Below are 21,644 nucleotides of genomic sequence, written 5' to 3' on the forward strand. Positions count from 1 at the left end.
CTAATCACAGGGGGCCTCGCCGGGCGCCGGCACCGGCCACAGCCGCACGGTTCCGTCCGTCGAGCTGGACACCAGGAGGTCTCCGTCCGGATTGGTGACCAGGGAGGCGATCGGTCCCGAGTGGCCGACCAACTCGTGCTCGCAGCGTGCGGTGTCCGTCGACCTGATCTCGATGGTCCCGGACCTCGTCGGAATCGCGAAGCTGTCGCCGATGCCGGTGATCTCGGACCCCCACCGCGAATAGTCGAACGCCTTCAACAGGACCGCGGAGCCGGTCGTCATCCGGTAGACCTTGATGCCCGTGCTCGAATTCAGAGCGAAGATGTCGTCGTATTGGAAGATGTTCGCCGGGTTGCTGTAGATCAGGGCGTCGAGAGTGAAGCTCGTGAGCCCGCGGTCCAGATTGTAGAAACGCAGAGCTTCATCGTTCTCCATGGTGAAGAGGTGCTCGCCGTCGCCGAACAACTGGGCGGAGACGCCGGGCGTGCTCTGATGTTCGGACGGACCCATGACTTCGCCGCGGAACGTCCACGCCCAGGTTCGCCCGTCGCTGCCGGTCGACGCGACGATTCCCCGGGAGAAGTCGACCACCGGCCGGCCGGAGCCGATGTCCAGCGCGGGTGTCGTCGCGGTGACCTTCTTCCGCGCGATGTCCCAGACCTCGAGCCGGTCACGCCCGGCCCGCACGACCGCCGTGGTGCCGCTCGGATCGACGACCGCGTCATCGGTGCCGTCGGCGCCCTTTCCAAAGCTGATCATCTGCCTGGCGACGTCCGGCCGGGAATCCCACAGAGACAATCCGAGCTCGTCCGAATAGGACAGCACGAACGGGCTGCCCCGCACGAAGGTGACGACCGCATTGAAGATGTTCGCCTTGTCAGAGTCGGTGAACTCGTAGGCGACGGTGCCGTCGTATCTGGTCAGCTGGGTGCCGCCGTCGCCGTAGACGAGGAACTTGTCAGCGGTCCCGTTGTCGATGCCGGCCGCGTCTCGTTCGAACACCAGCCTGTTCTTCTCGATATCCCACACCCGGACCTTGCCGGCGCTGCGGGCTTCGGGCGGAGCGACAGCCATGACGACCATGTCACTGCCGTCGCTGAACCAGTGATCCGGCGTGGCCACGGCCGGTCCGAGATCGAACTCCGTGAGAAGCGCACTGCCGGGGATCCGCCAGAGCGCGCCGTAGGTCTTCCCGCCCGACACGGCGACGGCGAAGACCTTTTCGCCGTCCGGGCTGAACGAGACGTCACGCAGGACCAGTCCACCGGTCCGGAAGCGGAGGACCGGGCCGCGGTCGCCCTCGTCGGTGAAGAGGCGAATCGCCGGATCCGCGTTCCGCCAGAGGGCGATCCGATGGCGCTCCGGGCTGAGCTCGACGCGATAGGCGAGATCGCGGGACACCGGATCGAGGGGGTAGGCGTCGATGGCGTATCCGTAGGGTCCGCGAAGCGTGTGCGGTGCGCTGTTCTCGGGCAGCGAGGACGTCAACAGGGAGGTGCCGATGACGGCCGTCGCCCCGAGTGCGGCGAGCCGCACGGGGACGCGACGCTCGGCCAGCCTGTTCTGCAGCTGTGGCAGGCGGCGGCTCTGCTGGTCCGGCGGCCGGCGCGTGACCAGTTGCTCCTGCAGCCGCACGTGGCGGAACTGGTAGGCGCCGGCGGACCGGCGCAGGATGCCCCTCTGGTGCGCCTCGGTCAGAAACCGCGCGAGGAACAGCGGAAGTTGACCGCGTGCTCTGAGGACCACGGTGACCACGACATAGCGCGGCCACGGCCGGGTCAGGAGCGTCAGCACCAGGACGATCACGCCCGGCAGCAGAGCGAAGGACGCATAGGTCATCGCCAGCGTCGGGGTGAAACGGAACCGCACGTCGAAGTCCCGCGCCAGCCAGAGCTGCCCGAGATCCATCTGTCCCGGCCAGCCGGACGACCCGGTCAGAGTGTTCTCGACGACGCTGCCCAGCCAGATCCCACCGGTGACAGCGGGAATCAGCAGGCACCCGACCAACGCGCCGGCCACCAGCGCGGCGAGCAGGGACAGCCGCCGGTCGAGCCGCAGGGTGACCGCCGGGTCGATCGGAGTGGCCGGACCATCGCCGGCGTCGAGCCACCGCTGCGCGGCCACGGCGACGCCGATCAGCAACGCCAGTGAGGCCGCGATCGCGATCGCCTGGGCCGCGTCCTCGATGCTGCCGAGCGACCAGTCGGACGCGATGCTGATGATCAGCGCCAGGCCCAGCAGGATGGAGATGGTCGGAATGGCCACCGCGACGACGCCGGCCCGGAAGCCTTCGCGCAGGCGCTTGACGGACCCGGCCGGTCGCAGACCCGGGCGGCCCGGCGCGCGGCCGGCGCCGGTGAGCCAGGCCACGGTGACCAGCACGGCGAAGAGGCCGCCGACCGATGCCCCCAGACCGAGCGTCTGCGCGGCGGGGATGGGCTCGCGAGCCGGCCCGAACCAGGAGACCCACAACGCCACCGCGATCATCAGCAACAGGCCGGCGACGATGCCGATGGTCGGGCCCGCCCACACCGAGAGCCGCCGATCGGACAGCCGCCACCACCGGAAGTCGCGCTCCCGGTGCTCGTGCAGATATTTCGCCAGGTAGGTCAGGTAGCGCTCGGCCTGCACCGCCTTGCGGGACGGCCGGTCCTCGCCCTCTTCCGCATAGGCGGCCCGGACCGTGCGGGCGGCCAGCGAGTCCTCGATCGCGTGCCGGCTGTCGAAGCGCTCGTCGTCCAGCAACTCGGCCGGCGTGTCCGGCAACCGCGAGTAGACCAGCCGCGCCAGCGAGATGGTCAACGGCGTCGAGAACGCCAGCGCCACCGGGCCCTGCGGGTCGTGGCGGATCCGGGCCAGCACCTGCGACCAGGACGTGCCGGCCGGCCAGGACTGGGCGGTCACATAGGTGGTCAGGTCGTCGGCGCTGACCGGCCGCACCTCGATCACCGGCGCGCGGCTCAGGGCCGGCGAACCGTCCGCGATGGAGTCCTCGTATTCGTTCGTGCGGCACGTGACGACCACGGGACGGTCCTTGCGTACCATCCGGTTGATCTTCTCGACCGCGACCCGGCGGGAGGTCTCCGGGATCTCGTCGAGCCCGTCCAGCACCGGGAGCAGCGAGTTCGTCCGGAGCAGTTCGAGCGGCCGGTCGCGCTGGCCGTTGTAATAGGCGGCGGCCAGCGTGTCCACGATCCAGTCGTCCGGCTCGCGCATCACCGGATCCCAGTCGGTCACGCTGAGCAGCACCGGCACCTTGCCGCCGGGAGCCCGGTCCTTGATCAGCCCGAGCGTCAGCAGCAGCGCGAGCACCGTCTTGCCGGCGCCGGGCTCGCCGAGCAGGACCAGCCGTCCACTCCGGATCTTGCTGTATTCACCGGCCAGATCGGTGATCGCGTTCTCGAACTCGTCGCTGATGCCGCCGTCCATCCGGGCCCGGATCGGCTTGCCGACCGTGGCCGGCACCACCGCCTCGATCGCGTCGCCCACCTTGCGGGTGGTGGCCTTCCACCGCAGCGGCAGCACGCCCGAGTCGCGCAGCCCGCGGGCCGTCGCCTCCGCGCGCCACTGTTCCTCGACCGCGCCGGCGAGCTGGTCGGCGATCTCCTCGATCTTCAGCGCCGGGCGGGCCGACCGGAAGTGCTCCAGCAGGGCGAGCACCGTCGTGCCGCCGGTGAAGAGAAAGGTGATCGCCCCGGCGACGATCGCGCCCTTCTCCGCGTCGGTCGCGATCCACGTCATGCCGCCGAGCGTGGCGGCGATCGTCAGGCCGACCAGGAGACGCTGGATGGTCCACACGCGCCTGGTGATCAATTTCCGCCTCCCAGGCGTCGCCGGACCGATCACAGCAATCGGAGCATGGCGATGCCCGCGGCCGGAATCAACCGTTCGAAGGGCGTATCACTCAGTCGTTGGAGTGCAGGGCGGCGTTCAGCTCGATGCCGGTGCCCTTGCGGGGGCGCGCCTCCAGAGCGCCGGTCACCGAGTTGCGCCAGAAGAGCAGACCGTCCACACCGGCCAGTTCGCGCGCCTTGACCACGCGGCCGTCCGGCAGCGTCACCTTGGAGCCGGCGGTCACATAGGTCCCCGCCTCGACCACGCAGTCGTCGCCCAGCGAGATGCCCACGCCGGCGTTCGCGCCGAGCAGGCTGCGCTCACCGATCGACACCTTGTCCTTGCCGCCGCCGGACAGCGTGCCCATGATCGAGCTGCCGCCGCCGATGTCCGAGCCGTCGCCGACCACCACGCCCTGCACGATGCGGCCCTCCACCATCGAGGTGCCCAGCGTGCCCGCGTTGTAGTTGACGAAGCCCTCCTGCATCACGGTGGTGCCGGCGGCCAGGTGGGCGCCGAGCCGCACCCGGTCGGCGTCCGCGATCCGCACGCCGGTGGGCACCACGTAATCGGTCATCCGCGGGAACTTGTCCACGCCGAAGACCGTCAGGTGCCGCCCGGCCGCGCGCTCCAGCAGGCGCAGCTCGTCGACCCGGGCCGGCGGGCACGGGCCGGCCGACGTCCAGGCCACGTTCGCCAGGTGCGCGAAGATGCCGTCCACGTTGAGCTCGTTCGGCCGCACCATCCGGTGCGAGAGCAGATGCAACCTCAGGTACGCGTCCGGCGCGTCCTTGATCGGGTCGGCGAGGGACCCGACGACCGTGCGGACCTCGACCGTCTCCAGCCCGGGCAGTGCTTTCGGCCCGGTCACGCCGGCGGGCAACGCGGCCGTGCCGGGCAGCGCGCCCAGGCCCAGCAGTCCGGTCGGGTACCAGGTGTCCAGCACCTGACCGTCGGCGGTCACGGTGGCCACGCCGACACCCCAGGCGGGCGAATTGGAGATCTCGGGAATCACGTCCCCGACCCTACCTAAGCGTGAGGTCGGTTCACTCACCAGCGGTATGGTGCGGCCTATGGTCAACCCGCTTACCCAGGACGTCCTGGTCGACCCGGTCGTGTTGACCCGCGCCCTGGTCGATCTCCGGTCCGTGTCCCGCGAGGAGAAGGAGATCGCGGACTGTGTCGAGGAGGTCCTGCGCCAGGCGCCGCACCTCAGCGTGGACCGGCTGGGCAACACGGTGATGGCGCGCACCGATCTGGGACGTGACCAGCGGGTGGTGCTTGCGGGTCACCTGGACACCGTGCCGATCAACGACAACTTCCCGTCGACCCTGCGGGACGACCTGATCTTCGGCTGCGGCACCGCGGACATGAAGTCCGGGGTGGCGCTGGCCCTGCACCTGGCCGCCACCCTGCCCGACCCCTGCTACGACCTCACCTTCCTGTTCTATGAGGCGGAGGAGATCGACTCGCAGTACAACGGGCTCAAGCTGGTCTCCGACGCGCATCCGGAGTGGCTGCTCAGCGACTTCGCGGTGCTGCTCGAGCCGACCTACGGCGTGGTCGAGGCGGGCTGCCAGGGCACGTTGCGGGTGGTGGTCCGCACCCGGGGCCGGCGGGCGCACACCGCGCGGGCGTGGCGCGGGGTGAACGCGATCCACGCGATGGGCGAGGTGCTGCGGCGGCTCGACGACTACCGTCCGCGAACGGTAACCATCGATGGGTGCACGTACCGTGAGGGTTTGAATGCGGTGCGCATCACCGGCGGGGTGGCCGGCAACGTGGTGCCGGACGAGTGCGAGATCGAGGTCAACCTGCGGTTCGCGCCGGACCGGTCGGAGAAGCAGGCGCTGGAGCACGTGCAGGAGGTCTTCGACGGATTCGACCTGGAGCTGACCGACTCCGCGCCCGGCGCGTTACCCGGGCTGGCCGCCGAACCGGCCCGCGAGTTCCTGGCGGCGATCGGCGAGGCCCCGGCCGCGAAGCTGGGCTGGACGGACGTGGCGCGGTTCGCCGCGCTGGGCATCCCGGCGCTGAACTACGGCCCGGGTGACCCGCTGCTGGCGCACGCGCCGGACGAGCACGTGGAGATCGGCAAGATTCGTGACGGCGCGGCCACCCTGCACCGCTGGCTGGCCGCCCGAGAGGGCTGAGAAAGTCAGCGCGGAACCGCCACCCGGCCGATCGCCCGGGGGGTCAGCTCGATGGTCTTGTCCTCGTCGAGCGCGCGACCCCGAGGCACGCGCGGACGAGCCGCCGCCATGCGGCGTTCCTCCACCACCAACTGGATGCGCCGCTGCATGCGGCGCTGCATCTTGATGCGTTCGTATCGCGTCGTCACGGTGGCTCCTCTGCCTGCCGTGGGGAAATCCGGTGACTATACAGACGCTGGAGAGCTACCGTCCGTTTCCTCAATCTGGCAAAAAGGTTCCGACCACGCAATCCTCTTGCCGAAACCGACCCCCTTATTCACCGGCTCAGTGCCGAGCCGCACTACCGTTGGTGCCATGAGTGATGGCCCCAACGGCCGACCCCGTTCGGTTCCGGAGCGTCATCGGGGTGCGGTCACCCTGCGACGCGACTCCATTCCGCCGAGCACGGCCGACGAGAAACTGCTCGACTCGCACCACCGTGGCGAGTGGAAGACCAAGGACGCCTGGCGGGCGTTGCGCATCCTGTCCGAGTTCGTGGAGGGCTTCGACACCCTCGCCGACCTGCCGCGCGCGGTCAGCGTGTTCGGGTCGGCGCGCAGCAAGCCGGACAGCCCGGAGTGCGCGCTGGCCGCCGAGCTGGGCGCCGCGCTGGCCGAGGCGGGCTACGCGGTGATCACCGGCGGCGGTCCGGGGGTGATGGAGGCGGCCAACCGTGGCGCCACCGAGGCCGGCGGCGTGTCGGTCGGGCTGGGCATCGAGCTGCCGTTCGAGCAGGGCCTGAACGACGCGGTCGACGTCGGCATCGACTTCCGCTACTTCTTCGTCCGCAAGACCATGTTCGTGAAGTACGCGCAGGCGTTCGTCGTGCTGCCCGGCGGCTTCGGCACGCTGGACGAGCTGTTCGAGGCGATCACGCTGGTGCAGACCAAGAAGGTGACCCGGTTCCCGGTGATCCTGATGGGCTCGGCGTACTGGGCCGGACTGCTCGACTGGATCAAGCGCACGCTGCTCGACGACGGCAAGATCGGGCCCGCCGACCTCGACCTGATCCAGGTCACGGACGACGTGGCCGAGGCCGTGGAGATCATCGTGACGGCGGATCGGGCCCTGCACGGCGGCGGCGAGGAAGCCTCCTGACGTGGCGGCGATCTGCGTTTTCTGCGCCTCGTCCACCCGTCTCGAGCAGCGCTGGCTCGACCTGGCCACGGACACCGGCAAGGAACTGGCCGCCCGCGGGCACAGCCTGGTCTCCGGTGGCGGCCGGGTCGGCATGATGGGCGCGGTGGCGGCCGGCGCCCGGGCCGGCGGCGCGCACACGCTGGGCGTGATCCCGCAGACGCTGGTCGACTGGGAGGTCGCCGACACCGAGTCGGACGAGCTGATCGTCACCGGCGACATGGGCGAGCGGAAGAACCTGATGATCGACCGCTCGGACGCCTTCATCACGCTGCCCGGTGGCCTCGGCACCCTGGACGAGCTGTTCGAGGTGTGGACCACGGCGACGCTCGACCTGCACCGCAAGCCGATCGTGCTGGTCGACCCGGACGGCTTCTATGCGGGCCTGACGGCCTGGCTGGGCGGCCTGGCCGAGACGGAGTTCGTGCGCCGCCAGGCCCTCGAGATGATCAGTGTGGCCGGCTCGGTGCCGGCCGCCCTCGACACGATCGACGCGGCCCTGGGATGACCGCGGCCGAGTCGCGGGCACACATCGAGCGCTTCAACACGGCGGTGACCACCGGCGACTGGTCGGCCTTCCTGTCGCACTTCGCGCCGGACGCGGTGATGACCTTCACCGGCCCGCCGGTCGGTCCCTATCGGGGGATCGAGGCCATCGCCGAGGGCTACGCGACCGCCCCGCCGACCGACACCATGGACATTCTTTCGGTACGCGAGGACGGCGGCGCCGACGTGATCCGGTTCGCCTGGACCCACGGCGGCGCCGGCACCCTCACCATCCGCCGCCGCGACCACCTGATCACCGAGCTGGCCGTCGCCTTCGACTGAACCGCTGGTCAGGCCGCATAGAGCGTGCGGTCGGAGAAGTTGATCTGCACGGCGGTGCCGTCCGGGCCGGTCACCCGCAGGATCCTGCCGAAGTTCTCGTCCAGCACCACCGCGTCGGGGAAGCCGGCGTCGGACAGCCGCTCGGCCACCGCGTCGGGGTCCTCGTCGCTCTCGAAGGACAGCTCGGTCTCGCCGCCCGCCCGGCCGGTGTCGCCCGGCGCGGTGTGCAGGCAGAGCAGGGCGCCGGGCGCGGCGAGCTCGGCCCAGCCGCCCTTGCGGTGCTCGGCCTCGACGCCGAAGCCCAGGGCGGTCAGGAAGTCGCCGGTGCGGGACAGGTCGCCGGTGAAGTAGACGGGGGCGAGCCGGATCATCGCTGGTCCTTTCCGAGATAACTCCGCACGGCCTGCTCGACCAGCGCGGACAGGGACACGCCGCGGTCGACGGACGCCAGCTTGATCTCGCGGATGAGCGACGCGGGCAGCAGCACGTTGAACTGCTTCTTCTCGTCAGCGGCCGGGTTCATGTCTAGAACTCTAGGATTCTAGATTCCTAGAGTCAAGAGAGGTGTCACGCCGGGCGGGTGTCACCACACCCGCCCGGCGTGACCAGGGACCCCGGCCGGCCCGCCTGGCGACACGGCCGCCGGACCCGGGGCACGTCATCAATCGCGGATCGCGACGCCGGTGCCCGCGACCGCCTCGACGCTGTCGCCCAGCAGCACCTGGGAGCGCGGCGCGAAGAACGCGAAGTGCCTGCGCAACGTCATCGCCGCTCTCCCTGCTAGAAGGATTTAGCTGTGACCTTGCTCTCATTGATGGAAGGGGTCAAGGATGACGTTTTGCGATTGGCGCGGACCTCCCCGGCTTGCTGGACTTGACGTGGAACACTTCGACGCATGCCGCCGCAACGGGCGACCTTGCTCCAGGTCGCACAACGGGCCGGCGTCTCCCGCAGCACGGCCTCGTTCGTGCTGGCCGGGCGCCATGTCGACATGCGCATCTCGGAGGACGCCCGCCAGCGAGTGCTGCGCGCCGCCCAGGAACTGGACTACCGGCCCAACCTGATGGCCCGGAGCCTGCGCACCAAGGTGACCAAGACGATCGCGCTGGTCTCCGACACGCTGGCCTCGGATCCGTACGCCGGGCGCGCGATCCAGGGCGCACTGGCCGCCGCCGTCGCGCACGGGCATCTGCTCTTCATCGGCGAGACCGAGGGCGACACGGTGGTCGAGGAGAAGCTGATCTCCGACTTCCTGGACCGCCAGGTCGACGCGTTCATCTACGCGAGCATGTTCACCCGCTACGTGCGGGTGCCCAAGCCGCTGCGCGGGCGCAAGGTGGCGCTGCTCAACTGCCTCACCCGGGCGGTCAAGCCGGCCCAGCACGCGGTCATCCCGGACGAGCTGGCGGCCGGGTGGAGCGCGGCGCAGGTGGTGATCGAGGCGGGCCACCGCGAAGGTGTGCACCTGGTCGGCAACCCGGCCGAGCGGGTGTTCGCCGGACGCGAGCGAGTGGCCGGCCTCCGCGAGGGGCTGGGCGCGGCGAAGGTGAAGCTCGCCGGGATCATCGACTGCGACTGGTGGCCCGATTCGGCGTACGACGCGGTGCGGCGCGCGCTCGCCAAGGGGTTGCGGCCGCAGGCGCTGATCTGCCTCAACGACCGGATCGCGCTGGGGGCCTATCAGGCGCTGCGCGAGGCCGGGGTCGCCATCCCGGACGACACGTCGGTGCTCTCGTTCGATGACTCGGAGCTCGCCGCGTGGCTCCGGCCGCAGCTGACCAGCATCGGGCTGCCGCACTATCAACTCGGCTGGCAGGCCGTCGAACTGCTGCTCAACCCCGAGGCCACACCCAGCGTGGTGCGGGTGCCGATGCCGGTGCGCAACCGAGCCTCGGTCGGAAAGCCATCCGCGTTGCGCTAGGCCTGGTTTCACATTCACTTCCGGGGCATCGGCCACTCGAACGAATGTGAAACTGGGCCTAACGGGGGAGGGACACCCCTCAGCTCGCTCGCTACGGTCCACAATGTTCGCCGGTCGGACCGGAGGTCGCGTGTCTCAGCGAAGAGTGCTCTTCATCGGCGCCGTCCTGGTGGCGGCGGGCATCGGCGCGCCCACCACCGCGATAATGGCGCCCCGCTGGTCGGCCGAGCTGCCGCCCGCCGCGCCGGCCGCGCCCGCCCCGCCCGCGCCTGTTTTTTCGGAGGGCGGCCCGGCTCCGTCCGTGCCGGTCGATGCCACCGTGCCGACGTCGCCGCCGCCGGACGTGGCACACGTGCCACCCGGCGCCGTGGAGAACATCCCGGTGGTGCCCCCTCCGCACGGCGGCCCGTCCCGCCATCCGAACCCCGGAACCTCACCGACCACCTTCCAACCGCCGCGGCTCATCGAGAACCTCTCGCCCGACGTGCCGTCGATCGCACCGCCGCCGACCTGGGACGAGGAGTACCGGCCGCCGCTGCCGCCGCCCGACGAGGAGCCCGAGCCGGCAGACCGGTGAGAGCCGCACGCCCTGTCGGAAAGATCGTCATACCCGCGTGGTCTGATTGACGTCGTGAGCACCCAGGCGACCTCTCCGGCGGCTCGCCGCCCGGCGTTTCGCCTGGTGCGGCGGCGTCCGACGGCGTCGCCGCCACGCTTGGCCGACCCGTTGCAACAGCACGTGATCGACCACACCGACGGGCCGCTGCTGGTGGTCGGCGGGCCCGGCTCGGGCAAGACGACGACTCTGGTCGAGGCGGTCGCGGCGCGGATCGCCTCCGGGGTCGACCCCGAGCGGGTGCTGGTGCTGACCTTCGGCCGCCGCGGTGCGGCGTCCCTGCGGGACCGGATCGAGGCGCGGATCGCCGGGGATCGGCAGCGGATCGTGCACGAGCCGTTGGTGCGGACCTTCCATGCGTACGCCTTCGGCCTGCTCCGCCGTGCCGCGGCTGAGCGCGGCGAGCCGTCGCCACGGTTGCTGACCGGGCCCGAGCAGGATCTGATCATCCGCGAGTTGCTGGCCGTGATCGGTGACGAGGAGGAGCCCGACGATCCATATGGGTGGCCCGACGCGCTGCGGCCGGCCCTGCCCACCCGGGCCTTCGCCCAGCAGCTGCGCGACCTGATGCAGCGAGCCGCGGAGCGCGGCGTGAGCCCGATCGAGCTGGCCCGGCTGGGCGAGCGCCTGGGCCGCGACGACTGGCCGGCGGCGGCCCGCTTCATCCGGGAATACGTGGCGGTCCTGTCCCTGCGCGACGCGACGACCAGGGGTTCGACGGCCTACGACCCGGCCGAGCTGGTCCGCGCCGCCTCGGGCCTGCTGGCCGACGACCCGGCGCTGCTCGAGGCCGAGCGCCGCCGCGTGGACTTCGTCTACGTCGACGAGCTGGCCGACACCGACCCGGCACAGATCGAGCTGCTGTCCCTGGTCGCGTCCGGCGGGGTGCCGCTGGTCGCGTTCGGCGACCCGGACTCGTCGATCTACGGTTTCCGCGGCGCCGATCCGGGCGCGATCGCGGCGTTCCCGGTCCGCTTCCGCACGGCGTCGGGCGCGCTGGCCGAGACGCTGACGCTGCACACGAGCTACCGGGCCGAGCCGACGCTGCTGGACGCGACGGCGCGCGTGGCCGCCCGCATGCGCGGCGCCTTCCGCCACCGCCACCTACATCCCCCTACCCCCGCCCCGGCTTCCACAGATCCGGCTTCCACCGGCCCGGCCTCCACGGATCAGGCCTTGTCGTCCGAGCCGGCCCTACCTACGCCCGGGCCGGAGTCACCCACCTCCCGGTCGACGTTGCCGGCCGCCAGGTCGGGCCCTCGCCCGCTGCACTCTTCGGTGCCGACGGCCGGTCCTTCCGCTCGACCGGACCCATCTGCCGGTTCGTCCCCCGCGCTCTCCCCAGACCCGTCGGGTGGCGAGGCCTCCGCGCATTTGCCTTCGCAGGACCCTTCGGCCGGTCAGTCCGCCACGCCCGTTTCCGGCGCGGAAGGAGATCCTGGATCCCCGGGATCAGCCCCGACCTCGGGTCCGCCGGCGCAACCTGGCGGTGCGGCGGAGACGGGGTCTGAAGAGTCGGCGGCGTCTTCATCGCCAAGTGCTTCTGGCTCCGACTCGTCGCCTCCCGGCGCATCCGCCCCGCCCCGCGAGCCCACGGCAGCGGCGGGCGGAACATCCGCCGCTCCCGCCGTGCCCGCCGTGCCCGCCGACCGGTCTTCCGCTCCTCCGTCCGACCCCGCGGCCGCCCACTCATCCCTTCCTCCGGGCCTCGCGGACGCCGGATCCTCCCCGCCCTCCGGTCCTGGCGCTGCCTCCTCGCCCTCCGGGTCCTCGGGCGTGGCCTCCACGCCATCCCTTCCCGCCTCGGGGCCTTCGAGTGGGGGTGGGCTCGCTGGTGGGGCCGTGGTGCGGACGTTTCGGTCGCCGACCGGGGAGAGTGCGTATGTCGCTCACGTCCTGCGGGAAGCGCACCTGATCCATGGGGTGCCCTGGTCCCGGATGGCGGTGGTGTTGCGGTCCACGACCCTGCAGCTGCCTTCGTTGCAGCGGGGCTTGACGGCGTCCGGGGTTCCGACCGTCACCCATGCCGAGGATCTGCCGCTTCATCTGCAACCCGCGGTGGCGCCGTTCCTGCTGCTTCTGCGGTGTGCGCTCGAGCCTGAGCTGCTCAATGAAGAGGCCGCCGTCGCGTTGTTGCATTCCTCGCTCGGTGGGGCGGATCCGTTGGCCGAGCGGCGGCTGCGGCAGGGGCTTCGGGCGCTCGCGCTGGCGGCGGGGGATCGGCGGCCCTCGGGGGAGCTGCTGGTCGACGCTGTGCGGGATCCTTCCGGGCTGGACATGGTGGAGCGGCGGTGGGCGTTGCCCGCGCAGAACGTCGCGAAGCTGATCACTGTCGCCCGGGAGGCCGCGGCCGCTCCGGGGGCCACCGCTGAGCAGGTGTTGTGGACGGTCTGGCGGGCCAGCGGGCTCAACGATCGGTGGTATGGCCTGAGCACCCGGGGGGCGCCGATCGGGCCCAGTGGTGAGGGTGGGCGCGCCCGGCAGTGGCGGGCCGAGGCGGCCGATCGGGATCTGGATGCGATGGTCGTGCTCTTCGACGCGGCGGCGCGGTTTGTGGATCGGCTGCCGGGGGCCCGGACCGAGGTTTTTCTCGATCACGTGATCGGGCAGGACCTGCCGGCCGACTCGATCGCACCCAGTGCCGATCGTGGGGAAGCGGTGCGGCTGCTGACCGCGCACGCGGCCAAAGGCCTGGAGTGGGACGTGGTGGTGCTCGCCGGCGTGCAGGAGGGCATCTGGCCCGACCTGCGGCTGCGCGGCAGCCTGCTCGGCTCCGAACGACTCGTCGACCTGATCGCCGGCCGGGCCGCCTCGGGCGCCGCCGCGGTGGTCGGCCAGACGTCGGCGCTGCTCGACGAGGAACGCCGGCTCTTCTACGTGGCCGCCACCCGCGCCCGCCGCAAACTCGTCGTCACCGCGGTGGCCTCGGCGGGCGTCGGCGGCTCCGACGGCGAAGAACAACCGTCCCGCTTCCTGACCGAACTGGCGGGCGTCGACGACGGCCCGGACGACCCACCCCTCCCGGACCCCGACGATCCCGGCCCGCCCGAGCCCTTGGACCCAGACGAACTGGGCCCCGACGACCCGGACGATCCGGATCCGGACGGCCGGGGCAACGCCGGCCGGGACGATGCCGACCCAGACCACATCGATCCGGCCAACGCCGACGGGGACAACGCCGGGCCGGAGAACGCCGGGCCGAAGAACGCCGGGCCGGAGAACGCCGGGCCGAAGAACGCCGGGCCGGAGAACGCCGGGCCGAAGAACGCCGTCACAGACGACGCCGACTCGGAATCCGCCGGACCGGACGGCTCTGCCCACTCCGGCACAGGTGACGTCGATCCTGGCGGCTCGGATGCGGCCGGATCGCGTCCTGGCACGGGGAAGGGCGAGGGCCGCGCCGGGGTGCGAAATGCTGTTCCGGCCGGTCGGCGGCGAGACGGTGAGGTGACGGCCGCCCTGCCGGAACCGCGCCGCTCCGAGGCCGCCGCGACGGGTCAACCCCTGAGTGAGCCGGGGCACCCGCCGCGCGCGCTCACCCTGTCGGCGTTGGTGGCTGAGCTGCGTACCGTGGTGGTCTCGGAACGAGAGACGCCTGGCCGGCGGCGCGCCGCGGCCGCCGAACTCGCCAAGCTTGCCGCCGCCGGCGTCCCCGGCGCGCACCCGGACGACTGGTGGGGCCTCCGCTCGCTCTCCGACGACCGCCCTCTCGTGGACGAGGGCGAACCCGTCAAGGTCACCCCCTCCTCGATGGAGTCCGCCCTGCGCTGCAGCCTCCGCTGGCTGCTCGAACGGCACGGTGGCGCCGCGCCGGCCGGGCCCGCGCAGGGCGTCGGCAACCTGGTGCACGCGGCCGCGATGCTCGCCGAGGACGCCAACGCCGATCGGGAGCGGCTGGTCGAATATGTGGCCGCGCGGTTCGATGCGATCGAGCTGGCCGCTCGCTGGCTCGCCGGGCCCGAGCAGGAGCGCGCCCAGGGCATGGTCGACAAGCTGCTGCGCTGGCTGGCCAAGAACCCGCGCCGGCTGCTCGCCATCGAGCACGAGTTCACCGTGCGGCTCGCCGACGACAAGAGGCCGATTCAGCTCACCGGGCGGGTCGACCGGCTGGAGATCGACGAGCAGGGGCGGCTCGTGGTGATCGACCTCAAAACCGGCAAGTCCACCACCGTCACCGCCTCCGATGTGGCCGAGCACGCGCAGCTCGCGGGCTATCAGGCGGCCGTCGACGCGGGCGCCTTCGACGGGGTGCACGACAACCGGGAGAGCGGCGGCGCCGCGCTGGTGCAACTCGGCCCGACCAAGGACGCCCGCGAGCAGATGCAACTGCCGCTCTCCGAGGCGGACGACCCGGAATGGGCCTATGCGATGGTCCGCCGCACCGCCGACACCATGGCCGCGTCCACCTTCTCGGCCGTCGCCAACTCGCGCTGCCGGGTGTGCCCGGTGCAGACCAGCTGCCCGATCTCCGGGCGGGGGCGGCAGGTCGTGGAACCGTGACCCAGCCGTCCCTGTTCACCGACGCCCAGCCCCGGCAACGTCCCCGCGCTGACGCCGGACCCCGCTACACCCCGGCCGAGCTGGCCCGCCTGCTGCGCCTGCACCAGCCCACGTCGGAGCAGACCGCGATCATCGCGGCCCCGGTGGAACCGGTCCTGGTGGTCGCGGGCGCGGGTTCCGGCAAGACGGAGACGATGGCTTCGAGGGTGGTCTGGCTCGTCGCCAACGGGTACGCGCACCCGGACGAGATCCTCGGCCTCACCTTCACCCGCAAGGCGGCCGGCGAACTCGCCCACCGGGTCCGCGCCCGCCTCGGCCAGCTGGTCCGCCGCCTGGGCCGGGACGACCAGTTCGCCGGCGAGGCCACCGTCGCCACCTACCACTCGTACGCCGCCCGGGTGGTCACCGAGCACGGCCTCCGAGCGGGCTACGAACCGTCCGCGCGGCTGCTCACCGAGGCGGCCCGCTGGCAGATCGTGGATTCGCTGGTGCGCTCGTACACGGGGGAGATGACCGGCCTGAACCGCGCCCCGGGCACCGTGACCGACGACGTGCTCGCGCTCTCCGGCGAGCTGTCCGAGCATCTGATCACGCCGGACCAGCTGGCCGCCTGGACCGGCCGCTTCTTCGCCGACGTGCAGTCGCGGCCCGGCCGGGTCTACAAGGACGTCACCGACATGCTCCGCCGGCAGCAGCACCGGCTCACCCTGCTGCCCCTGGTGCGGCTCTACGAGCAGCGCAAACTCGACCTGGAGGCGATGGACTTCGGCGACCAGATGGCCCGGGCCGCGCGCGTCGCCCGGGACCATCCGGAGGTCGGCGAGATCGAGCGCGGCCGGTTCAAGGTGGTGCTGCTGGACGAATACCAGGACACCAGCCACGCCCAGGTGGTGATGCTCAACGCGCTGTTCGGCGGCGGCCATCCGGTGACCGCGGTCGGCGACCCGTGCCAGTCGATCTATGGCTGGCGGGGTGCGTCGGCGGGCACGCTGGACCGGTTCCCGAGCGAGTTCACCGGGCCGGGCGGACGCGACGCCTGGGTGCTCAACCTCAGCAAGAGCTGGCGCAACCGGCCGGAGATCCTGGACGTGGCGAACGCCCTGTCCCGCCCGTTGCGGGAGGCCGGCGCCCGGGTGGCCGAGCTGAAACCGGCGTCGCGGGTGGCCGAGCACGTCGGCGGGCGCACGGTCGCGTGCGCGCTGCTGCCGACCTATGCCGACGAGGCCGAGTGGATCGCCGAGTCGATGCTGACCGCCTGGCGGATCGCCGCCGGGATGACGGACGCGCCACCCGCCGAGATCCCGGTCGATCTGCGGCCGACCAGCGCCGTGCTGGTGCGGGTGCGCAGCCAGATCGCCGTGCTCGAGGAGGCGCTGCGGTCGCGTGGCCTGCCGGTCGAGGTGGTCGGGCTGGGCGGGCTGCTGGACACCCCCGAGGTGCGCGACGTGGTGTGCACGCTGCGGGTGCTGGCCGATCCGACCGACGGCGCCTCGCTGCTGCGGCTGCTCACCGGCGCCCGCTGGCGGATCGGCCCGCGTGACCTGGTGGCGTTGCACCGCCGGGCCCGCTCGCTGGCCGCGGCCCGGGCGGCGGTGGTCAAGAACGAGCCGGACGAGGTGGTCGGCGACCGGCTGGACGACGCCACGCTGGTCGAGGCGATGGCCGATCTGGGCGCGCCGCAGCTGTACTCGACCGAGGGCTACCGGCGTCTGCACTCCTATGCGCGCGAGATGGCCGAGTTGCGACACCGGCTGGACCAGCCGCTGCCCGACCTGATCGCGGACATCGAGCGCACCATCGGCCTCGACGTCGAGGTGGCCGTCCGCGGCTGGCAGGCGGGCGACGCCGGACTGGCCCGCGGTCACCTGGACGCCCTCGGCGACGTGGCGGCGCGATATTCGGGCGATACCGACGGCGGCACGCTGGCCGGTTTCCTGGCCTTCCTGACCGCCGCCGAGGAGGAGGAGCGCGGCCTCGAGCCGGGCCAGGTGGACGTGGTCGAGGGCGCCGTGCAGATCCTCACCGCGCACGCGGCCAAGGGGCTGGAGTGGGACGTGGTCGCGGTCGCCGGCCTGGCCAAGGGGGTGTGGCCGGGCATGGTGCGCGCGTCGGACCACTACCTGATGGGGATGGGCGTGCTGCCCTTCCCGCTGCGGGGCGACTCGGACGGGCTTCCAGCGCTGGACCTGTCCGGGGCCGAGGACCAGAAGGACGTGGCCGGCGCCCTGAGCGAGTTCGGCACCCGGTGGCGTGAGCACGACGAGCGCGAGGAGCGCCGGCTGGCGTACGTGGCGGTGACCCGTCCCCGCCGCCTGCTGTTGTGCTCGGCGTACTGGTGGGGCGACGGCGTGAAGCGGCCGCGTGGCCCGTCGGTGTTCCTGGACGAGATCCGCGCGAGCTGCCTGGCCGGCGCCGGCGTGGTGGACGTGTGGACGCCCGAGCCGCCGCCGGACGCCACCAACCCGAGCGCCGAGCTGATCCCGTCGGCGGAGTGGCCGTCCGACCCGCTGGGCGTGCGCCGCCCGGCCATGCAGGCGGCCGCCGACCTGATCCGCCGGTTGATCGCCGACCCGGACGCCGACGCCGCGGCCGCCTTCGCCGAGCTGGCCGACCAGGACGAGGAGGTGGGCGCCCGGGCCGGCCTCGCCGCCGAGCTGACCGGGCTCGCGCAGGACGGCTGGCGGCGGGAGGCGCGGATGCTGCTCGCCGAGCGCGAGGAGCGGGCCCACCGGGACGGCCCGCTGGAGGTGGCGATCCCACCCCACCTGTCCGTTTCCCAGCTGGTGGTGCTGCGCCGCGACCCGCAGGCGCTGGCCCGGTCGTTGCGCCGCCCGCTGCCGCAGCGCCCGACGCCCTATGCCCGCCGCGGCACCGCCTTCCACGCGTGGCTCGAGCAGCGCTTCGGCTCGGTGCGCCTGCTGGACGTGGACGAGCTGCCCGGCGCGGCCGACGACGACGCGGCGAACGACGAGGAGCTGGCCGCCCTGCAGACCGCGTTCCTGGCCGGCGAGTGGGCCGACCGGGTGCCGGTCGAGGTGGAGGTGCCGTTCGCGGCGACCATCGCCGGGGTGGTGGTGCGGGGCCGGATGGACGCCGTGTTCGCCGACCCGGGCGGCCGGTTCGACGTGATCGACTGGAAGACCGGCCGGTCGCCGGGTCCGGCCGAGGCGGCCGCGGCGGCGGTGCAGCTCAGCGCCTATCGGATCGCCTGGGCGGCCCTGGCCGGCGTGCCGCTGACGCACGTCCGGGCGGGTTTCCACTACGTGCGGGACGGCTCGACCGTGCGGCCGGCCGACCTGATGGACGCCGACCGGCTGGCCGCCCTGCTCGAGGACGTGCCCGAGGCGGAATAGGTCAGACCGCCGCGGCCAGCAGGTGCAGCAGCGCCGCCGCGTAGGCCTCCTCGGCGCTGCCCGCTGAGAAGGTCCGCTTCTCGCCCAGCAGCACGGTCTCCACGTCGTAATCGGAGCCCGAAAAACGCAGCGCCCGGAACGTGCCTCCGAGCAGCTCCCGCAGCTGTTCCTCGCGCGGCAGCCAGAGCGCCTCGTCCAGCTCGACGTCGTCCAGCGCCCACTCCGTGGTGCCGTTGAAGCCGATCACCCGGCCCTCCGGCACCTGGTAGACCTCGATCGTCATGTTGCTCAGGACGAAGACCTCCTCGTCCAGGTCGCGGTCCGGGATGGCGAACCGGTCACCGGACTCCGGTTTCCAGACCAGACCGGCCTCTCTGAGTTCTTGTGCCAGCTGCACACCGATCACGAGATGGCCTCCTTCCTCGTGCTAGGCTCCGCATGTTGTCATGTTTGGTTCCCAAGTACTCAGGAGCGCCTGTGGGGATTCTGCCCAGGCGCTCTTTGTCGTAACCCGGGTCTTTCCGGTACGGGCGATCAGTACGACAGCACGAGAGTCGCGCAGTGCGGCTCTTATTACCTTCGTTCCCGCCGTCAGCGGTGGGGGCGATCGACCGTCGAGGAGACGATCATGGTTACCGGCGTTGTGAAGTGGTTCAACGCGGACAAGGGCTTTGGGTTCATCACCCCGGACGACGGCGGCGCCGACGTCTTCGCCCACTTCTCCGCTATCCAGTCTTCGGGCTACCGCAGCCTGGACGAGAACCAGCGGGTCGAGTTCGAGGTCACGCAGGGCCAGAAGGGCCCGCAGGCCGCCAACATCCGGCCGCTCTGAAGTAACTGAGAAATCGGCGTCGCCCCTCGGGGCGGCGCCGATTTCGCGTCTCAGGCCCCTGCGGCGGCCACGTCGGGCCGCGGTGCGGTCCCGCCGAGGTGCACCGGCAGCCACCATCGGTCACCGTCGTGCGCGGGCTTGTCCGGGTACGCCCGCTGCGCCGCGTCCAGCAGCCCACTCAGCCGTTCCCGCAGCGTGCGGGTGATCTCGTCGACCGTGGCCGACGCCGCCACCGGGATCGGCGCACCCACCTTGATCAGCACCGGCACGTGGCGCTTGGTGAGCTCCTTCTTGCGCCCCTTGGTCCACAGCCGGTGCGGACCCCAGACCACCATCGGCACCAGCGGCACCCGAGCCGACTGGGCGAGCCGGGCCGCGCCGGTCTTGAGCGCCTTGACGGTGAACGACTCGCTGATCGTCGCCTCCGGGAAGACACCGACCACCTCGCCGCGGGTGAGCGCCGCTTCGGCCTCGGCGAACGCCGCCGTGCCGGCCCGCCGGTCCACCGGGATGTGCTTCATGCCGCGCATCAGCGGCCCGCTCACCCGGTGCTTGAAGACCGACTCCTTGGCCATGAACCGGACCAGGCGTCTGGCCGGCTGGGCGGCCAGCCCGCAGAAGATGAAGTCGAGGTAGCTGACGTGGTTGCTCGCCAGGACGGCTCCGCCCGCGGATGGGATGTGCTCGGCACCCTCCACCGTGATCCGCAGATCGAGCACGCGGAACATGGTCTTGGCGAAGCCGACCACCGGGGGATACACGAGTTCCATCGACCGACCGTACTGGGCCAACCTGAACCTGTCCTGTGCTGATGGCAACCTTCTTCGCTCGGCGTGCGTCTTAGGAGTGGACCTTTTTGACACAGCAGCCTCGGGAGGGCCGTCCGGCATGCAGACCCGGCATACCCGCACCACTCGGCGTGAGTTGACCTTCGTTCTCGGCGTCGCGGTCGCCGGCCTCACCCTCGTCGTTCTCGTGGCGTTCGCCCCCTGGTACGAGCCGGTGATGCTCGGCTGACTCCGCGCGTGGTGTTCACTGGTAGGCGTGTCGGACGGAACTCAGCCCATCAGCACCTGGCAACGGCCGGGCGGTTCGTGGGGCTCCGGCACGGTCACCGCGCCGGGCGTACCCCCGCCGTCACCGCCGTCGCCACCCGCTCCGCCGGAGCGGCCCGGCCCGGACGGACCACAGCGTCGCCGGCGCCAGATGTTGATCTTCGGTGGCATCGCCGGCGTGATCCTCGCGGCCGGCCTGACCATCATCCTGATCGTCGCCTTCTCCGGCAGCGGCAACCCGTTCGGCGGTGGCAAGGCGGACGCGCCGACCGACGTCCGGCCGCCGCTGGCCCAGATGTGTCCCGCGCCGACCGTGCCGCCCAGCGCCGGGCCGTCGGCCGGGCCGAGCGCCGCGCCGCCGCCCACCGGCGCCCGCACGGTCGATGAGGAGTCGGGCATCTCCTACAACGCTTACGGCCCGCCATGGGAGACCTGGCTCGATGTCTGGCGCGCCGGCACGCTCGAGGTGCCTTACCGGGTCGGCCAACACTTCGTCACCGAGACCTACAGCGGCGGGCAATACCACGCGTCGATCCTGTCCGCGGCGGTCCCGGCGGCGGACAACGACGCGGTGACGCTCGACCTGGAGTGCGTCGGCCGGCAGGTGGCCGCGGACGTGCGCGCGGAGTACTACCCGCAGCCCAACACGATGGAGCCGCTGCGTGACGAGGTGACCCGGCTGGGCGGGCGGCCGGCCTATGTGGCCGAGTTCCGGCTGCACTTCTCGGCGCCCGGCCTGCAGGCGAAGGACGAACTGTCCGCGGTGGCCGTGATCGACGTCGGCAAGACCACCGCGGCGGTGCTCTACGTGTCCATCCCGGGCACGCACAAGCAGTTCGACTACGTCATCGAGGACGTGCTCTCCTCGGTCAGACCCCTCTGACGCCCCGCGTTCTGCCGGCCCGCGTTCTGCCGGCCCACGTTCTGCCGGCCCACGTTCTGCCGGCCCAGCTCGGCCAGCGTCTTGTGGTCGACCACGCCCTCGATCGCCTCCTCCACGGCCACCCACACGTCGCGCAGGCCGACCGCCGCGCCGTGATAGATCGCGGTCGCGGTGGGCAGGCCGCGGACGGTGGCGAGCGCGCCACCGACCGCGCGGACGACGTCGCCGACAGTGATCTCCTCGGCGGACCGTGCGAGCTGGTAGCCGCCGTCCACCCCGCGGTGGCTGTGCAGCAGGCCGGCCCGCCGCAGGTCGAGCAGGATGCCTTGCAGGAAGCTCAGGGGAATGTTCTGTGCGGCGGCCAGGGTCGCCGCCTTGACCAGGTGCGGGTCATCGGCGGCCACGGAAAGCATGGCCCGGACGGCGTAGTCGGTGCGTGCCGAGACGTACACGGAAGGTTCCTCTCGTCCCGCATATCCATACCATATGGATA

At 71.7% G+C, this 21,644-nt stretch carries 19 protein-coding genes; 11 read left to right on the top strand and 8 right to left on the bottom strand.

Going from position 1 to position 21,644, the window contains the following annotated elements:
- Complete coding sequence (locus ACZ6TI_RS26025) at positions 1 to 3,813, bottom strand: NACHT and WD40 repeat domain-containing protein (protein WP_465347740.1); 3,813 nt, start codon at positions 3,811 to 3,813, stop codon at positions 1 to 3.
- A gap of 91 nt (positions 3,814 to 3,904) precedes the next feature.
- Positions 3,905 to 4,849, bottom strand: coding sequence for a 2,3,4,5-tetrahydropyridine-2,6-dicarboxylate N-succinyltransferase (dapD, locus tag ACZ6TI_RS26030; RefSeq protein ID WP_465347741.1), 945 nt, complete (start codon positions 4,847 to 4,849; stop codon positions 3,905 to 3,907).
- Positions 4,850 to 4,907: 58 nt separating this feature from the next.
- Here dapD and dapE point away from each other — a divergent pair, with 58 nt between their 5' ends.
- On the top strand, positions 4,908 to 5,987 hold the full coding sequence (gene dapE, locus ACZ6TI_RS26035; protein ID WP_465347742.1) for a succinyl-diaminopimelate desuccinylase: 1,080 nt from the start codon (positions 4,908 to 4,910) through the stop codon (positions 5,985 to 5,987).
- A gap of 5 nt (positions 5,988 to 5,992) precedes the next feature.
- On the opposite strand, the gene ACZ6TI_RS26040 is transcribed toward dapE, so the two are convergent.
- A complete protein-coding gene (locus ACZ6TI_RS26040; RefSeq protein ID WP_465347743.1) occupies positions 5,993 to 6,175 on the bottom strand; it encodes a hypothetical protein in 183 nt (60 codons plus the stop codon).
- Between the two features lie 166 nt (positions 6,176 to 6,341).
- On the opposite strand from ACZ6TI_RS26040, the gene ACZ6TI_RS26045 reads away from it, so the two are divergent.
- From ACZ6TI_RS26045 to ACZ6TI_RS26055, 3 genes are read left to right on the top strand one after another with little or no spacing between them, the layout of a single operon-like run.
- Positions 6,342 to 7,124 carry an LOG family protein gene (locus tag ACZ6TI_RS26045; RefSeq protein WP_465347744.1) on the top strand — a complete coding sequence of 261 codons (783 nt, stop codon included), beginning with the start codon at positions 6,342 to 6,344 and terminating at the stop codon, positions 7,122 to 7,124.
- A gap of 1 nt (position 7,125) precedes the next feature.
- On the top strand, positions 7,126 to 7,671 hold the full coding sequence (locus ACZ6TI_RS26050; protein WP_465347745.1) for an LOG family protein: 546 nt from the start codon (positions 7,126 to 7,128) through the stop codon (positions 7,669 to 7,671).
- Positions 7,668 to 7,991 carry a nuclear transport factor 2 family protein gene (locus ACZ6TI_RS26055; RefSeq protein ID WP_465347746.1) on the top strand — a complete coding sequence of 108 codons (324 nt, stop codon included), beginning with the start codon at positions 7,668 to 7,670 and terminating at the stop codon, positions 7,989 to 7,991. The genes ACZ6TI_RS26050 and ACZ6TI_RS26055 overlap by 4 nt, the downstream gene beginning before the upstream one ends.
- An 8-nt stretch (positions 7,992 to 7,999) precedes the next feature.
- On the opposite strand, the gene ACZ6TI_RS26060 is transcribed toward ACZ6TI_RS26055, so the two are convergent.
- Both ACZ6TI_RS26060 and ACZ6TI_RS26065 read right to left on the bottom strand, forming a co-directional pair.
- Complete coding sequence (locus ACZ6TI_RS26060) at positions 8,000 to 8,362, bottom strand: VOC family protein (RefSeq protein WP_465347747.1); 363 nt, start codon at positions 8,360 to 8,362, stop codon at positions 8,000 to 8,002.
- Positions 8,359 to 8,514 (bottom strand): ribbon-helix-helix domain-containing protein, encoded by a 156-nt coding sequence (locus tag ACZ6TI_RS26065; protein WP_465347748.1) that lies wholly within the window; start codon positions 8,512 to 8,514, stop codon positions 8,359 to 8,361. Before ACZ6TI_RS26065 ends, ACZ6TI_RS26060 begins: the two co-directional genes overlap by 4 nt.
- 372 nt (positions 8,515 to 8,886) lie before the next feature.
- On the opposite strand from ACZ6TI_RS26065, the gene ACZ6TI_RS26070 reads away from it, so the two are divergent.
- The 4 genes from ACZ6TI_RS26070 to ACZ6TI_RS26085 all read left to right on the top strand — a co-directional run bounded on the left by ACZ6TI_RS26070 (position 8,887) and on the right by ACZ6TI_RS26085 (position 18,381).
- The gene (locus ACZ6TI_RS26070; RefSeq protein WP_465347749.1) at positions 8,887 to 9,912 is read left to right on the top strand and encodes a LacI family DNA-binding transcriptional regulator; all 1,026 of its coding nucleotides are present in this window, start codon (positions 8,887 to 8,889) and stop codon (positions 9,910 to 9,912) included.
- A gap of 130 nt (positions 9,913 to 10,042) precedes the next feature.
- Positions 10,043 to 10,489, top strand: a complete 447-nt coding sequence (locus ACZ6TI_RS26075; protein WP_465347750.1) for a hypothetical protein — start codon at positions 10,043 to 10,045, stop codon at positions 10,487 to 10,489.
- A 54-nt stretch (positions 10,490 to 10,543) separates the two neighbouring features.
- Positions 10,544 to 15,028 (top strand): UvrD-helicase domain-containing protein, encoded by a 4,485-nt coding sequence (locus ACZ6TI_RS26080; RefSeq protein ID WP_465347751.1) that lies wholly within the window; start codon positions 10,544 to 10,546, stop codon positions 15,026 to 15,028.
- Positions 15,025 to 18,381: an ATP-dependent helicase gene (locus ACZ6TI_RS26085; RefSeq protein ID WP_465347752.1), complete on the top strand. Its 3,357-nt coding sequence runs from the start codon at positions 15,025 to 15,027 to the stop codon at positions 18,379 to 18,381. Before ACZ6TI_RS26080 ends, ACZ6TI_RS26085 begins: the two co-directional genes overlap by 4 nt.
- A gap of 1 nt (position 18,382) precedes the next feature.
- On the opposite strand, the gene ACZ6TI_RS26090 is transcribed toward ACZ6TI_RS26085, so the two are convergent.
- Positions 18,383 to 18,787, bottom strand: coding sequence for a pilus assembly protein CpaE (locus tag ACZ6TI_RS26090; RefSeq protein WP_465347753.1), 405 nt, complete (start codon positions 18,785 to 18,787; stop codon positions 18,383 to 18,385).
- 222 nt (positions 18,788 to 19,009) lie between these two features.
- Between ACZ6TI_RS26090 and cspE the strand changes: the two genes are divergently transcribed.
- The gene (gene cspE / locus ACZ6TI_RS26095; RefSeq protein ID WP_225254914.1) at positions 19,010 to 19,213 is read left to right on the top strand and encodes a transcription antiterminator/RNA stability regulator CspE; all 204 of its coding nucleotides are present in this window, start codon (positions 19,010 to 19,012) and stop codon (positions 19,211 to 19,213) included.
- Positions 19,214 to 19,263: 50 nt separating this feature from the next.
- Here the strand turns inward: cspE and ACZ6TI_RS26100 are convergent, their stop codons facing one another.
- The gene (locus ACZ6TI_RS26100) at positions 19,264 to 19,983 is read right to left on the bottom strand and encodes a lysophospholipid acyltransferase family protein (protein ID WP_465347754.1); all 720 of its coding nucleotides are present in this window, start codon (positions 19,981 to 19,983) and stop codon (positions 19,264 to 19,266) included.
- 118 nt (positions 19,984 to 20,101) lie between these two features.
- Here ACZ6TI_RS26100 and ACZ6TI_RS26105 point away from each other — a divergent pair, with 118 nt between their 5' ends.
- Together ACZ6TI_RS26105 and ACZ6TI_RS26110 are read left to right on the top strand one after the other, a co-directional pair.
- Positions 20,102 to 20,230, top strand: a complete 129-nt coding sequence (locus tag ACZ6TI_RS26105; protein ID WP_465347755.1) for a hypothetical protein — start codon at positions 20,102 to 20,104, stop codon at positions 20,228 to 20,230.
- Between the two features lie 27 nt (positions 20,231 to 20,257).
- The gene (locus tag ACZ6TI_RS26110) at positions 20,258 to 21,151 is read left to right on the top strand and encodes a hypothetical protein (RefSeq protein WP_465347756.1); all 894 of its coding nucleotides are present in this window, start codon (positions 20,258 to 20,260) and stop codon (positions 21,149 to 21,151) included.
- Here the strand turns inward: ACZ6TI_RS26110 and ACZ6TI_RS26115 are convergent.
- Positions 21,109 to 21,603: an RrF2 family transcriptional regulator gene (locus tag ACZ6TI_RS26115; protein WP_465347757.1), complete on the bottom strand. Its 495-nt coding sequence runs from the start codon at positions 21,601 to 21,603 to the stop codon at positions 21,109 to 21,111. The two genes, ACZ6TI_RS26110 and ACZ6TI_RS26115, sit on opposite strands and share 43 nt — an antisense overlap.
- Positions 21,604 to 21,644: the final 41 nt, after the last annotated feature.

It is taken from the genome of Actinoplanes sp. NPDC051388, from assembly GCF_055586225.1.

Bases quoted from the DNA above. Each gene is read 5' to 3' on its own strand.
- dapE (WP_465347742.1), top strand. From the start codon at position 4,908: ATGGTCAACCCGCTTACCCAGGACGTCCTGGTCGACCCGGTCGTGTTG.
- ACZ6TI_RS26045 (WP_465347744.1), top strand. From the start codon at position 6,342: ATGAGTGATGGCCCCAACGGCCGACCCCGTTCGGTTCCGGAGCGTCAT.
- ACZ6TI_RS26055 (WP_465347746.1), top strand. From the start codon at position 7,668: ATGACCGCGGCCGAGTCGCGGGCACACATCGAGCGCTTCAACACGGCG.
- ACZ6TI_RS26060 (WP_465347747.1), bottom strand. From the start codon at position 8,362: ATGATCCGGCTCGCCCCCGTCTACTTCACCGGCGACCTGTCCCGCACC.
- ACZ6TI_RS26065 (WP_465347748.1), bottom strand. From the start codon at position 8,514: ATGAACCCGGCCGCTGACGAGAAGAAGCAGTTCAACGTGCTGCTGCCC.
- ACZ6TI_RS26070 (WP_465347749.1), top strand. From the start codon at position 8,887: ATGCCGCCGCAACGGGCGACCTTGCTCCAGGTCGCACAACGGGCCGGC.
- cspE (WP_225254914.1), top strand. From the start codon at position 19,010: ATGGTTACCGGCGTTGTGAAGTGGTTCAACGCGGACAAGGGCTTTGGG.
- ACZ6TI_RS26100 (WP_465347754.1), bottom strand. From the start codon at position 19,983: ATGGAACTCGTGTATCCCCCGGTGGTCGGCTTCGCCAAGACCATGTTC.
- ACZ6TI_RS26105 (WP_465347755.1), top strand. From the start codon at position 20,102: ATGCAGACCCGGCATACCCGCACCACTCGGCGTGAGTTGACCTTCGTT.